At 31.8% G+C, this 14,086-nt stretch carries 14 protein-coding genes; 7 read left to right on the top strand and 7 right to left on the bottom strand.

All coding sequences use genetic code 11. From position 1 onward, the window contains the following. Positions 1–21: 21 nt before the first annotated feature. Both murI and hemW read right to left on the bottom strand, forming a co-directional pair. Positions 22–831, bottom strand: a complete 810-nt coding sequence (gene murI / locus N5D03_RS03375) for a glutamate racemase (protein ID WP_125349482.1) — start codon at positions 829–831, stop codon at positions 22–24. A gap of 17 nt (positions 832–848) precedes the next feature. Continuing rightward, the gene (gene hemW / locus N5D03_RS03370; RefSeq protein WP_280050939.1) at positions 849–1,976 is read right to left on the bottom strand and encodes a radical SAM family heme chaperone HemW; all 1,128 of its coding nucleotides are present in this window, start codon (positions 1,974–1,976) and stop codon (positions 849–851) included. A gap of 127 nt (positions 1,977–2,103) precedes the next feature. Here hemW and N5D03_RS03365 point away from each other — a divergent pair, with 127 nt between their 5' ends. Then, the gene (locus N5D03_RS03365) at positions 2,104–2,295 is read left to right on the top strand and encodes a cold shock domain-containing protein (RefSeq protein WP_038330556.1); all 192 of its coding nucleotides are present in this window, start codon (positions 2,104–2,106) and stop codon (positions 2,293–2,295) included. Between the two features lie 54 nt (positions 2,296–2,349). On the opposite strand, the gene N5D03_RS03360 is transcribed toward N5D03_RS03365, so the two are convergent. Further along, on the bottom strand, positions 2,350–2,895 hold the full coding sequence (locus N5D03_RS03360) for a hypothetical protein (RefSeq protein ID WP_280050938.1): 546 nt from the start codon (positions 2,893–2,895) through the stop codon (positions 2,350–2,352). Between the two features lie 41 nt (positions 2,896–2,936). Between N5D03_RS03360 and N5D03_RS03355 the strand changes: the two genes are divergently transcribed. Genes N5D03_RS03355 through N5D03_RS03345 form a run of 3 tightly spaced genes read left to right on the top strand, consistent with a single transcriptional unit; the run spans position 2,937 to position 5,592 of the window. Continuing rightward, complete coding sequence (locus tag N5D03_RS03355) at positions 2,937–3,269, top strand: MGMT family protein (RefSeq protein WP_038330558.1); 333 nt, start codon at positions 2,937–2,939, stop codon at positions 3,267–3,269. A gap of 58 nt (positions 3,270–3,327) precedes the next feature. Continuing rightward, positions 3,328–4,260 carry an ATP-binding cassette domain-containing protein gene (locus N5D03_RS03350; RefSeq protein WP_038330560.1) on the top strand — a complete coding sequence of 311 codons (933 nt, stop codon included), beginning with the start codon at positions 3,328–3,330 and terminating at the stop codon, positions 4,258–4,260. Positions 4,261–4,272: 12 nt separating this feature from the next. Next, a complete protein-coding gene (locus tag N5D03_RS03345; protein ID WP_280050937.1) occupies positions 4,273–5,592 on the top strand; it encodes an ABC transporter permease in 1,320 nt (439 codons plus the stop codon). Between the two features lie 53 nt (positions 5,593–5,645). Here N5D03_RS03345 and N5D03_RS03340 read toward each other — a convergent pair whose 3' ends face one another. The 4 genes from N5D03_RS03340 to N5D03_RS03325 form a co-directional block, all read right to left on the bottom strand. Then, entirely contained in the window at positions 5,646–6,473 is an 828-nt protein-coding gene (locus N5D03_RS03340; RefSeq protein ID WP_260392442.1) for a hypothetical protein, read from the bottom strand. A gap of 105 nt (positions 6,474–6,578) precedes the next feature. After that, positions 6,579–7,343 carry a hypothetical protein gene (locus tag N5D03_RS03335; RefSeq protein ID WP_147279985.1) on the bottom strand — a complete coding sequence of 255 codons (765 nt, stop codon included), beginning with the start codon at positions 7,341–7,343 and terminating at the stop codon, positions 6,579–6,581. A gap of 7 nt (positions 7,344–7,350) precedes the next feature. Continuing rightward, a complete protein-coding gene (locus tag N5D03_RS03330) occupies positions 7,351–8,238 on the bottom strand; it encodes a glycosyltransferase family 2 protein (RefSeq protein ID WP_280050936.1) in 888 nt (295 codons plus the stop codon). Next, a complete protein-coding gene (locus N5D03_RS03325; RefSeq protein WP_125349489.1) occupies positions 8,198–8,731 on the bottom strand; it encodes a methyltransferase in 534 nt (177 codons plus the stop codon). The genes N5D03_RS03330 and N5D03_RS03325 overlap by 41 nt, the downstream gene beginning before the upstream one ends. An 89-nt stretch (positions 8,732–8,820) precedes the next feature. On the opposite strand from N5D03_RS03325, the gene N5D03_RS03320 reads away from it, so the two are divergent. From N5D03_RS03320 to N5D03_RS03310, 3 genes are all read left to right on the top strand, one after another. Beyond that, positions 8,821–9,213, top strand: a complete 393-nt coding sequence (locus tag N5D03_RS03320) for a hypothetical protein (RefSeq protein WP_125349490.1) — start codon at positions 8,821–8,823, stop codon at positions 9,211–9,213. A gap of 139 nt (positions 9,214–9,352) precedes the next feature. After that, the gene (locus tag N5D03_RS03315) at positions 9,353–9,658 is read left to right on the top strand and encodes a hypothetical protein (RefSeq protein ID WP_125349491.1); all 306 of its coding nucleotides are present in this window, start codon (positions 9,353–9,355) and stop codon (positions 9,656–9,658) included. Positions 9,659–9,756: 98 nt separating this feature from the next. After that, the gene (locus N5D03_RS03310; RefSeq protein ID WP_280050935.1) at positions 9,757–14,085 is read left to right on the top strand and encodes a CusA/CzcA family heavy metal efflux RND transporter; all 4,329 of its coding nucleotides are present in this window, start codon (positions 9,757–9,759) and stop codon (positions 14,083–14,085) included. The last annotated feature ends 1 nt before the right edge of the window (position 14,086 follow it).

Below are 14,086 nucleotides of genomic sequence, written 5' to 3'. Positions count from 1 at the left end.
ACCGACAAATAATGGTCGGTTCTATTTCGTTTCTAAATTTTTCTCAATTAATTGAATATCTTTTCCAAAGAATTTTTTTGCCACTTTTATAATATTATCTGTATTGTCAGAAATATAAAATGTATAGTTTGCAACAGTATCTTTCGCAGCCAATTTTCCTTCTTTTGCCAATTGATAAATTACTTGATTCACGACAATTAAAGGTGAATTTACGATATCAACTTTTCCTTCAAATACTTGATTGATTTCTTTTTCCAGATGTGTATAATGCGTACATCCTAAAATAATCGAATCAATTCCTTCTAATTTTTTGTTCAATAAATACGTTTCTAAAACTGCTTTAGAAATCGTAGAATTTGTAAAACCCTCTTCGATAACAGGTACTAAGAGAGGAGTAGCCATTTCAATAACCGTAATATGTTTATTTCGACGACGAATTGCTTTCTTGTACGCGCCCGAATTTACAGTTGCTTTTGTTGCAATAACACCTATCTTTTCTCTTAATTCGAACGAAACTTTCTCCGCAACAGGCGAAATAACATCGATAACAGGAACATCTTTTCCAGCAGCTTCTCTAATTTCTTTCAACGAATTAGCGGTTGCAGAATTACATGCAACTAAAATCGCTTTACAATTATTGTCTATTAAAAAATTAGTAATGTCTACCGAAAATTGTGTAATCGCTTCTTTCGATTTTTCTCCATAAGGCAAATTTTGAGTATCGCCAAAATAGATCAAACTTTCGTTTGGTAGCAGACGTTTTATTTCTTTTGCAAACGTCAAACCACCAACTCCAGAGTCGAAAACACCAATTGGTCTGTTATCATTCATATCGCAAATTTAACAAATTAATTGATGTAAAATAATCTAGAAGCAATTCCGTCTGCGAAAAATTTTGCTTCGGGTTTCAAAATAATTTTATTTTCTTTCTTTTCGACTAAATTTTCGTTGATTAATTGATTGAGTTCTTGATGAAAAGAATTAACTAAAGGTTGAGAAAATTCTGAATTAATTCGATTTAAATCTATTCCATAAATTGTTCTCAATCCTATCATTATCATTTCATTAAATTTTTCTACTTCATTTAAAACTTCAATTTCTTGAGGTAGATTATTTTCGTTGATAGCTTGTATGTATTTAGAATTATTTGCAATGTTCCAAGCACGAGTTTTTCCGTTATAAGAATGCGCAGAAGGTCCAATTCCTAAATAATGAATTCCTTTCCAATAATTAGAATTGTGTAAAGAAAAATACTCTTCTTTTCCGAAATTAGAGATTTCATATTGAATAAAATCATTCGAAGTTAAAGTGTCAACTAAAAGTTGAAATTGTTCGTTTTGACGATCTTCATCAACCGGTTTTGTGATTCCTTTTTTGATTTGATGATTTAAAATTGTTTTTTCTTCGACTGTTAATGCATAAGAAGAAATATGTGGAACATTCAGCTCAATTGCTTTTTGCAAATTTTGCTTCCACATTTCGTTGGTTGTGGTCGTAGAACCATAAATCAAATCAATAGTGATATTTTCGAAACCAAAATCTTGCGCCAATTTTATCGAAGTTTCAGCTTCTTGTGCATTATGTGCGCGATTCATTAATTTCAAATCTTCTTCAAAAAATGATTGAACACCAATCGAAAAACGATTAATCGGAGTTGATTTTAAGAAATTAAGTTTTTCTTTATTCAAATCATCAGGATTTGCTTCTAGTGTAATTTCTTTTAAATTTTTGGTCGAATAATTTTTATAAATCGTTTCGAAAATACTTTCTAACTCAATTTCAGATAGGATAGAAGGTGTTCCTCCTCCAAAATAAATCGTTTCTAAAGGTGTTGAAATTTCATTTTTTCTGATCTCAAGTTCTTTATTAATTGCTTGAATTAAATTTGGTTTATGTTGAAGATTGGTTGAAAAATGAAAGTCGCAATAGCTGCATTTTTGTTTACAAAACGGGATATGAATATAAATTCCTGCCAAAATATTATGATTTGAAGCAAAATTATAATGAAATTATAGGCTAAAAAAATTGTTATAAAAAAAAACTAAAAATTAATATTGGTTTTGTAAATAAATCTTATATCTTTATCAACGAAAATAAAATACTATGAATAAAGGAACTGTAAAATTCTTTAATGAAGAAAAAGGATACGGATTTATTAAAGATGACGAATCAGGAAAAGAGTACTTCGTACACGTTTCTGGTTTAACAGACAAAGTAGCTCAAAACGATAAAGTATCTTTTGACTTAGAACAAGGAAAAAAAGGCATCAACGCCGTTAATGTGAAAGTAATCTAATTAATATATTATCTCAACATATTTCTTGTAAGCGACCTGTTTAGGTCGCTTTTTTTATTCTTTGATTTCGTCACTATTTTGATAAAACTCTGCATCACGAAGCAATTCATTCACGAAATGATATAATCTTCCCAATTGATATTTTGCCAAATAATGACCATATAAACTTGCTAAATAAGTACCTAAAGCCATTAATAATGCAATAGGAATACTCCAAATCCATACACTATTTCCCTGTACAATATATTCGGAAACCGCATAAGAGCCTAAGGTGATAAAAATAGCTCCGCTCAAACCATACAAAAATGCGAAAAATGTCCAAACATTAGAAGGCGGACCAATAATTCCTCTAACAACCAAATAGTCAGGATTATCGTCATCATCTTCAATTCTGATTTGCAATTGCGGATGCCAATATTTATCCTTGTCTTTTCTGACACGAATCATCGCAACTTCCTGATTCGCATAACCTCCATATTCGGTAGAATTAGTTTCGAGATGTTTTTTGATTAAATCAATAAATTCTTGTTTTGATAAATGTGTAAAAACCTTAAATCGTGGTCGGCTTAAAAGAGATTTAATTGGAACTTTTTGGCTCATATTCTATTACTTTCTTTAAATTTACAATAAATGTTTAGATTATGACAAAAATCATTTCTGATACTTATGAGAAAATTTATGAAATAGTTCGTCAAATTCCCGAAGGGCGTGTTTCTACTTATGGATTGATTGCAAAATATATAGGCGAAAAATTTTCGGCTCGCGTGGTTGGTTATGCAATGAATCATGCACATAATAGAGAAGATGTTCCTGCGCATCGTGTTGTAAACAGAAATGGTTTGTTAACTGGAAAACATCATTTTAATCCTTCGAGTTTGATGCAAAAATTGTTAGAGAATGAAGGAGTGGAGATTATAAATGATAAAGTGGTTAATTTTAAAGAAATTGTATGGGATCCGAACGAATCTCATTAAAATCTGTAACAAAATTTACTTTCTTCTTACTAATTTTACAAATCAAATGATATAGAAAATGGAATTTTTATTGCAAGCTCAAGGCTTAACAAGAAAATATAAAGATAAAGTTGCGCTTAATAATTTTAGTATCAATATTCCACAAGGTTCTATTTATGGACTTTTGGGACCAAATGGTGCTGGAAAAACAACTTTTATTCGTATTGTCAATCAAATTACGGCGCCAGATAGTGGAACGATTTTGCTAAATGGTGAACCTTTGACGAAAAAATCAATCGGACAAGTTGGTTATATGCCAGAAGAACGTGGTTTGTACAAGAATATGAAAGTTGGAGAACAGGCACTGTATTTTGCAAAACTGAAAGGTCTTTCTTCTGCTGAAGCTAAAAAACGTACCGAATATTGGTTCGAGAAACTTGATATGATGTCTTGGTGGAACAAGAAATTGAGTGAGTTGTCGAAAGGAATGGGACAAAAAGTTCAGTTTGTGATTACAGTTATTCATAATCCTTCTTTGCTGATTTTCGATGAACCTTTTAGTGGTTTTGATCCTGTAAACGCACAAATTATTGCGAATGAAATTCTTGAATTAAGAGACAAAGGAACAACAATTATTTTCTCAACACATCGTATGGAATCTGTTGAAGAAATGTGTGATCATGTGGCATTGATTAATCAATCGAATAAAGTGTTAGATGGAACGATTGAAGAAGTTAGAAATCAATTTAAGACAGGAAAGTTTTCGATTCAATTGAATGAAATTCCCGCTGATTCTCTTCAAAATTTAGCGAATGAATTTGAGATTTCGGATGTACGAAACATTAATCAACGAACTGAATTTAATTTGTTATACAATAAAGAAACACCAACTAATGTGATTTTAGATAAATTGATGCAAGTGGGGCAAGTTCATCAATTCAAAGAAATTATTCCTTCGATGAATGATGTGTTTTTGGAAGCCGTTAAACAAAGTTCAATTCCTAATCTTTAAGCTAATTATCAAATGAAAAATATATTTTTAGTTGCACAACGCGAGTTCTTTTCTCAAGTAAAAAACAAAGCGTTTATTGTTATGACTTTTCTTTCGCCTTTGTTGATTGTTGGGGCAGGAGCGGTGATTTTCTTTTTGAGTTCTGCGAATAATTCGGAAGTGAAAAATATTGCAATTGTAGATGAAAGTACAGAGTTTGTAACCTCGTTTAAATCGACTAAACAAATGATGTTTAGTATTTACACGCCTCAAGAGTTGAAATCTATCAAAGATACTTTGAAAGGAAGCGAATATTTGAATGCGATTCTTCATATTCCGAAAAATACAGATGGAAATTATGAAAATATCGAGAAAAATACTGAATTAATCACAAATGGAAATCTTGGAATTACTGATCGTGAAAAACTTTCGAGAACGATTAGTGATAAAATAGAAAAAGAAAAACAGGCAAAATCTGGTATTGACAAAGCGGCTTTAGAAGCTTCTAAGGCACGTGTTAACCTGAATGTTTTTAACGTTACAGACGGAAAAGAAGATAAAGGAATGGAGTTGAAAATCGGATTATCGATGTTTTTAACTTACATTATTTTCATGTTTGTGATGATTTATGGTGTAAAAGTAATGCGTTCTGTGGTTGAAGAAAAAAATAATCGCGTTGTAGAAATTATCATTTCTTCTGTAAAACCTTTCGAATTAATGATGGGTAAAATCTTAGGAACGACAATGGTTGCAGTCACGCAATTTGCAATATGGATTGGAATGACAATGGGGTTATTGATTTTATTTCCAACAATTGCTGCTTCAAGAATGGATATGTCGCAACAAATGATGAATCAAGCACAATTAGCCGAGACTAATCCAGATATGATGCAAAAAGTAACAGAAATTAGCGAAGTATTGTTAACGTTTAATTATCCGTTAATCATTTTTGCTTTTATTTCTTATTTTATCTTAGGATATTTGTTCTACAGCTCTGTTTTCGCGGCAATTGGTTCTGCGGTTGACAATGATACAGATACGCAACAATTTACATATTTTCCTTTAGTTCCGATGATGATTGGACTTTACGGAAGTATGACAACTTTCGAAAATCCTGATGGTCCAGTTGCTTTTTGGTTATCAATGATTCCATTGACTTCTCCCATCTCAATGATTACTCGAATTCCGTTCGATGTTCCGATTTGGCAATTAGCTTTATCCTTATTTTTGCTGTTAATCAGTACAATATTTATGGTTTATATTGCTGGAAAAATCTATAGGATTGGGATTTTAATTTATGGTAAAAAACCAACTGTGAAAGAAATGATTAAATGGGTTTCTTATAAAAACTAATTTTACACAACTTATAAAACTAAAAAAAGAGCTTGATTTATCAAGCTCTTTTTTTAATCGTCTATCGTATCTTTTTTGATGACTTTGGTGTTATTTGGGACTTTCCCGTATAAAAAGTCGAGGTATATTTTACTGTACGAATTAAATAATTGGAGTAATTTGAAATAATTTACATCATTCAATTCTATTTTAGATTCGGTATTCGTTAATGCATTATCAATGAAATCTCTGATTTTGAATTTCGGAATTTTTAAATCGTTAGTGAAATAATCATCACCAAAATAATTTTTGATTTTTGTAATTTTGTCATACTTATCTTCATAATCAAGCAATGCTTTTCGTTGTTTTGCTTTACCAGAAAAAACATCATAAATACGTCCAATATCCAATCTCGTCAACGTAATATCTCCACTCAAAAATCCAGCTTTCAACGAAGATGTGTCTTTTATAGGTTTGATATCAGGATTAACGCCAAGACTTTTATAAAGTTTTGTTACAACATCAGCTTTTTTTCCATTTTTGACATCTTTTTCAAGAATTCCTGTCAATTTTTGACCAATATATGCGGTATTCAATTGAATTGTCTGCACAGCTAAATGCACTACAATTGTTTGTTTATTGAACAAATTTGGTCTTAAGATAATTAGTCGATTTTCGTACCAATCAGATTGTATTTTTAGCGTGTCATTTACTTTTGCTTGAATAAGAAAAGTTCCTGTAAAATTAGAAATTGTTGTATGATTTGTTCTCAGATTTGTAACGTAAACTCCTTCTGCTGTATCGTCAGAATCATCAATGATAATGTTTCCCTGAATCCATTTTTCTTGTGCGAAAATAAAATTCGACAACAGCAATATTAGAATGGTAAATAGTGATTTCAATTGTTCGTGATTATACGTTTAATTATTTGTACGAAGATAAGTCTTAATAAATTAGCATCAATTTTGTTAACGTTTATTGGCTAAATTTTAAAAATCTATTAAGAATTATTGATTTTTGTTTTGATTTAATTCATTCAAATAATCTTTCGCATAAGATTCTAAATCAATCATTATCGTACCAAATTGTCTGCTCAAAACTTTTTCTTGAAGCGGATAACGCGCATTAACATAATATAAAAATTCTTCTATTTTATATTCAGGAATTTGTAATTGATTTGTATAAAAATCTGTAGGATAATAATGTTTAACTTCTTGAACGAGAGAAAGTTTTGTTTCGTAATTACGTACACGACGTTGCTCACGATAAAATCCATTCATATGACCAATCAATCGAACAGGATTTAAAACATCCATTGGCTTGAATTTTGCAATATCTCTTTTAGGTTCTAAATCTCGTAAACGTTGATCAAGTCCCATTTTATCGTACAAATCTGTTTTATTATCCTTGTGATATTTAGGTTGTAAAGGACCTTTACCAATTGTAGCACCACTCAATTCAATTGTTTCAATATCCAAATGTGCTTGTAAAAAACCTTTGTTGTAAATATTTTGGTTGATTACAATTTTTCTAGGAATCAAAAAATCTGCTTCAAACAAAATCGTGTCGCCAACATTTGCTTGGATAGAATAATAACCCGAAGGGCTTGTATATGTCTTACTTTCTGACGTCAGATTTTCTATACGAGCACCAGAAACTGAGGAAATATAATCGTTTCCTTCGTCTACAACCACAGAACCAGTAATCAACTTATTTTGCGCAAAGCTGATGAATGGAAAGATAAATAATGTGTATGTTAACCAATATCGCATGTTAGATTTAACCTTTTATTTTTTGTTTCATTTTCGACCAACGATAATCTCGGATGAATTTCTCTTGATCTCGATTTACCATTTTTTTTGTACCATTGGTTTTAGCTTCAAAAAAACCTTTCAAATAATACAAAATATAGGTGGGTTTCTTTTTACGTAAAGCCAATTTTGTGCCAGCAATTAATGTAATCCAAAATCCGTAACCTAATGCATAATAAGCTGCACCTTGTTTGTAAAGTGCCGATTTATTGTAACTAGCACCAGTTGGTTTTAGATGTTTGATGTGTAAAGATTCGTCTGTAACAACTTTCCAACCATAATATTTACACAACAATTCGTCTACTGTATCCCAACCCATATGTGCGCGTAATCCACCAATTTTTTCGTAACAATTTTTTCGATAAGCCTTAAATGCGCCACGAATATGGTCTTTATCTGTCAGATTTTCAAGAATCCATTTTCCGTCTTTGTCAATATACGCAAAACCACCAACCATTGCAATATCTTCATCTTGATTAAAATGAGTTAAAATAGTCTCAAAATAATTAAACGGAATATCTAAATCTGCATCCAATTTAACAATAATATCATAATTAGGATCAATGATTTCGTAACCTTTCAAGAAAGCTTGTATCACTTTGCTTCCTGGCTGATGTTCACCTTTTGATAAGATATTTCTTAATTTGATGAACGGATATTTAGCTGTAAGTTCTTCTACAATTTGTTGTGTTTTATCGGTTGAATGATCATTTACAACAATCACTTCATATGGTAAAACAGTTTGATTAACGAGAGAATTTAGCGTAATCGCAATAAAATCTTCTTCGTTATGTGCAGGTATAACAATAGAGTATTTAGTAAGTAAAGTCTTTTTTTCGTTCTGCGTAGACAGCATAATATCTTGGTGTAATTCTTCTTAATAAGGGTCTTATTCCCAGTTTGTTTGATGGATGCGTCCATTTGTGACGATGTATTACATTCCATCCAGCTTTTTCCATTAACATGTCAAATTGCCAATCTTCAAATTCGTGATAATGTACATCTCGCGCATCATTTTGATTACGATAAGCAGGCGAAAACCACAAACGCATCGGAATTGAAGCTAATAATTTATCTCCAGGCAAATTTCTTAGCACTTCCATTGGATTTACCAAATGTTCTAAAATTTCTAAAGCCGTTACAAAGTTAGCATCATAATTTTGCAAATCCTTATAATAATAGTCCAAATCGTCGCCATTTGTATTTTTTACATCAAAACCATTTTCCAACATCACATCTGTAAAAGGATTTTTGATTCCTAAATCAAGAATTTTATCAGTAGGTTGAGCAAATTGTTTCAGCAAAGCTAAGGTTTCATTGTATCTTTTTTGTGGATATATTTTGTACATTGTGTTAGTTGTTTTCGGATGATAAATTTAATCATCTATTTTAATATTGCTCGTTTCTATTTTAAATTTTTTTATTGCAAATTTGCCAGATGAAAACGATTGGATATTATCGATTACGAAACAAAAATAAAGTAGAAGGTTTTGCGAAGGAGATAGATGGAGTGACCTATTTTAAAGGTTATAACGAGTTTTCTTGGCACGAAAATGCTTTACAATTTGATACCATAGATATTGGAATAGATATATTGGATAAACGAAATCGACGATTATTTACCAATGATATTGTGTTGTATAAAGTCTCTAAAAAACCATTCTTGCGTACAGGTTTTGTCGTTTACGAACCAAAACTGAAAGAATTTGGAATCGTAGATCAACAAAGTTTTCATTTTACACCTTTCTATGTTGAAGGTTTGTGTTTATTCGATCATGATAAACTCGAAGTAATTTCTCATTTATTTACGAAGAAAGAGGTTTCTAAGTAAGTTTAACGAGATTTTTCCATTAATTAAATTTGAAAGAAAGCAAAATTGACTGTACATTTGGGTCGTGAAACTATGGGCAACTAAAATTTTTATTTTTTTTTATATAACGACTTCAACTCAATTTTGTCAGTTATATAAATTGCCTGTGTTTATTTCTCATTTTATTGAACATGATAAAGGAGGAGATTTTTTGGATGAAATGAAAACTTTTTTAGTTCATCATTATGGAGGACATGAGGTTGATGCGGATTGGGAAACTGACCAAAAATTACCTTTCATGAAAGTTGAGTTTGTTCATATCGACTTTTTTTTCTCTCCTATAAAACTCTTTGATATTTTACACTTAGATAAAGAAATTTCTACCACTTCAATCAAAATATTTGATGAAGATTTTTTACATACTTATTATTTAGATTCTATCTGGCAACCGCCAAAACAAGCGTGATTTTTTTTAGATTTATGATAGATTGATTCTTTCAATTTATCCAATTTCAGCTATTTACAACTTGTATTTAGCACATTTTTAATCTATACAATTTTACGATGTTAAATAAAATTATTGATTTTTCAATCAAGAATAAATTTATCGTGGGTTTGTTTACGTTGGCTTTGTTGATATTTGGTATTTACGATGCGACAAAATTACCCATTGATGCACAACCTGATATTACATCTAATCAGGTTCAAATTATCACTGTAGCGCCTTCTTTTAGTGCAGAAGATATTGAGCGTTTAGTGACTTTTCCTATCGAACAAGCTAATTCTAATATTGGTGGGATTACCGAAATTCGTAGTTTTTCTCGTTTTGGATTATCATTGGTAACCATTGTTTTTGATGACAATACAGATGTTTATTGGGCGCGACAACAAGTAAGTGAACGATTGATTCAGGTTCAAAATGAGATTCCCGAAGGTATTGGAGAACCACAACTTGGTCCAATTTCGACAGGTTTGGGCGAAATCTATCAATATGTTGTTCGTCCCGCCGAAGGTTACGAAGATCAATATGATGAAACTGAATTAAGAACAATTCAAGACTGGATTGTTCGTCGTCAACTTTTAGGCGTTCCTGGTGTGGCAGATGTGAGTAGTTTCGGAGGAAAATTGAAGCAATACGAAATTGCAATTGATCCGCAACGTTTACAATCTTTTAGTCTGACAATTAATGATTTATTTGATGCACTGAGTGAGAATAATCAAAATACAGGTGGAGCTTATATCGAAAAAGGTCCTACTTCTTTATTCATCCGTTCTGAAGGTTTAATTGGTAACATCGAAGATATCGAAAATATTTTGGTCAAACGTTCGCAAAGTGGAACACCTATTTTATTGAGAGATGTTGCAGATGTAAAAACTGGTTTTGCTACACGCTATGGTGCAATGACATATAACGATACAGGTGAGGTTTCTGGTGCAATTGTTATGATGTTGAAAGGAGCGAATAGTAACGAAGTGGTGAAGAATGTACAACAACGTATCGAAGAGATCAAAAAGACGTTACCTGAAGGAGTTGTTATTGAACCTTTCTTAGACCGTAAAAAAATGGTTGACAATACGATTCATACGGTTGAAACAAATCTACTTGAAGGAGCCTTAATCGTTGTCTTTATTTTAGTGCTTTTCTTAGGAAATTTACGTGCTGGTTTTATTGTAGCTTCTGTTATTCCTCTAGCCTTATTATTCGCGATTATTATGATGAATATTTTTGGTGTAGGTGGAAACTTGATGAGTCTAGGCGCATTAGATTTCGGATTAATTGTTGACGGAGCTGTGATTATTGTAGAAGCGGCGATGCATCAGTTAGCGCACAACAAAAAGTTTGGGTTGAAGAATAAATTAACGCAAACTGAAATGGATCAAACAGTTGGTTCTTCAGCTAAAAAAATGGTGAATTCGGCTGTTTTTGGTCAAATTATTATTCTAATCGTTTATTTACCAATTTTTACTTTACAAGGAATAGAAGGAAAGATGTTCAAACCAATGGCGCAAACAGTTGCTTTTGCTCTGATTGGTGCATTTATTCTTTCGTTGACTTATGTTCCGATGATGACCAGCTTATTCTTAAGTAAAAAGAAGAAAGTGAAACCAAATTTATCGGATCGTGTAATGGCTAAAATTGAGATTTTCCATCAGAAATATTTAATCAAAGCCTTAAAAGTTCGTACTATTATTTTAGCAATTGTGCTTTCTCTATTTGCTATTGCTGTTTTTGTGATGTCTCGTTTAGGTGGAGAATTTATTCCAGCTTTAGAAGAAGGCGATTTTGCTGTGGAAGCACGTATTTTACCAGGAAGTAATATTACGACAACAATAGAATACACAAATAAAGCAGCTAAAATACTGAAAGATCGTTTCCCTGAAGTTGAAATGGTTGTGACAAAAATTGGGAGTGGAGAGATTCCTACCGAGCCAATGCCAATGGATGCAGGAGATATGATTATTGTACTGAAACCTAAAAAAGAATGGACTTCTGCCACAACTTTTCCAGAATTATCGAATAAAATGAGTAAAGCTTTGGAAGATGTTCCAGGACTTTCAACGGGATTTCAATTTCCTGTTCAGATGCGTTTTAACGAATTAATGACAGGAGCACGACAAGATGTGGTGGTGAAAATATTTGGTGAAAATTTAGATAGTTTAGCTAATAATGCAGATAAATTAGGAAAAATAATCAATACTGTAAAAGGAGCGCAAGACTTATATATCGAACCAATTAATGGAATTCCACAAGTTGTGATTGAATTTGATCGTGCTTTATTAGCGCAATATGGATTGAGTATTGGAGAAGCAAATCGAATTATTAATATGGCTTTTGCAGGACAATCTACTGGAATGGTTTTCGAAGGTGAAAAACGTTTTGATATGGTGGTTCGTTTAGCAGAAGACAAACGCGAGAATATCGAAGATATTCGAAATTTATTGATTCCTACTGCTTCTGGAATTCAGATTCCATTGAATCAATTAGCAAAAGTAGATTATAAAAATACGCCAAATCAAATTCAGCGCGAAGATGCAAAACGTAGAATTGTTGTTGGATTTAACGTAAAAGGACGCGACATAGAAAGTGTTGTACAAGAATTACAACAAAAAGTTGATGCTCAAATAAAACTTCCTACAGGTTATTATACAACCTATGGTGGAGCTTTCGAAAATTTGAATCATGCTAAAGCTCGTTTAGGTATCGCTGTTCCAGTCGCCTTGGTTTTGATTTTTGTCTTGTTATTTTTTGCATTCAAATCAATCAAAGAAAGTTTATTAATTTATACAGCCATTCCGCTTTCTTCAATCGGTGGAATACTATTCTTAGCTGCGCGAGATATGCCTTTTAGTATTAGTGCTGGAGTTGGATTTATCGCACTTTTTGGAATTGCCGTTCTAAACGGAATTGTATTAATATCAGAATACAATCGTCTACGTGATAACGGAATTAAAAATACAACTCGAATTGTTATTATGGGAACACGAACTCGTCTTCGTCCCGTTCTAATGACAGCTGCCGTAGCCTCTTTAGGTTTCTTACCAATGGCTCTTAGTAATGGTTCGGGCGCAGAAGTTCAACGTCCATTAGCAACTGTTGTTATTGGAGGATTAATGGGCGCGACTTTCCTTACTTTATTTGTTTTACCAATTTTATATGTTATGTTCGAAAATATTCATTTTAAAAAGAAATCAACTCGTCATAAATCAATTCCTACAGCTATTTTATTAGTTCTAGCTTTGTTTGGAACAACTGCTAATGCGCAAGAACGTATGAGTTTTGATGAAGTTGTCAAGTTAGCTGACGCGAATAACCTCGAAATTAAACAAGCAGAATTGACTACTGTTTATCACGAGAAAAATGTGTTTGCCAATCGTTCGCTTTCACCTTTAGATATAGCTGCGGAATTTGGACAAGTGAATTCAGGTGAATTTGATAACAAGTTTACTATTTCGCAATCGTTTCAATTTCCTGTGGTTTTTAAACGTCAAAAAGCTTTGAACGAACAAATGATCAGTACTTCTAAAGCAAATGAACAATTGACGAAAGTTGAAATTAAACAACGATTAGCTAATCTGTATGTCAATATGCAAAATACAGAATATCAACAAGATTTATTGAAAGAAAATGAATTGATTTACCAAGAGTTTTTGAAGAAAGCAAATTTACGTTTGAAGAAAGGTGAATCAAACCGAAGTGAGGTTTCAACGGCTATTATTCAGTTGAAATCGATTCAAAATCAATTGAAATTAGTCGAAAATGAATTAGAAAATGAATCAAGACAAATTCAATTTTTAACCAATTCATCATTCAAAATTTATCCAACAAAAGATGGTGTAAATTGGAGTGAAATTGCAGGATTATCTGTTTCAAATGTACATCCAATGTTAAAATTAGCTGAAGAAAATATTCAGACTTCTACTTTAGAAACTGAAGTTGAAAAATCGAAAAAAGTTCCAGTTTTAACAGTTGGATATTCAAATCAAAGCTTTTCTGACTTGGATCAAAATCGATACAATTCTTTTCAAGTAGGAGTTGGCTTACCTTTGTTTAATAGAGGAATTAATTCGTCAATTGAAGCCTCAAAAGTTAAAACTGATCTTGCAAAACAAGCGTATACTTTACAACAATCGAAGTTGCAACAAGATTTTGATGTTTTAAAAAATAAAGTAAACGCTTACGAAGAAATAGTAGGAGATTTTGAGCAAACTCAACTTCCTGCTGCGAATGATTTACAAAAAACAATTAATCGTCAATTACTAGAAGGAGAGATTAATTTTTTGGATTGGGTGATTCTGAATAATCAAATCATCGAAGTGAAAACAAAGTTTCTAGAAGCAAAGAATCTACGTAATCAGGCTTATGCCGCAATGACTTTTTATACTGCACAATAAT

Source organism: Empedobacter sp. GD03861, assembly GCF_029840885.1.
GTDB lineage: Bacteria > Bacteroidota > Bacteroidia > Flavobacteriales > Weeksellaceae > Empedobacter > Empedobacter falsenii_B.
Note: the sequence above shows the minus strand (reverse complement) of the source record. Positions and strands in the feature narration are given on the sequence as shown.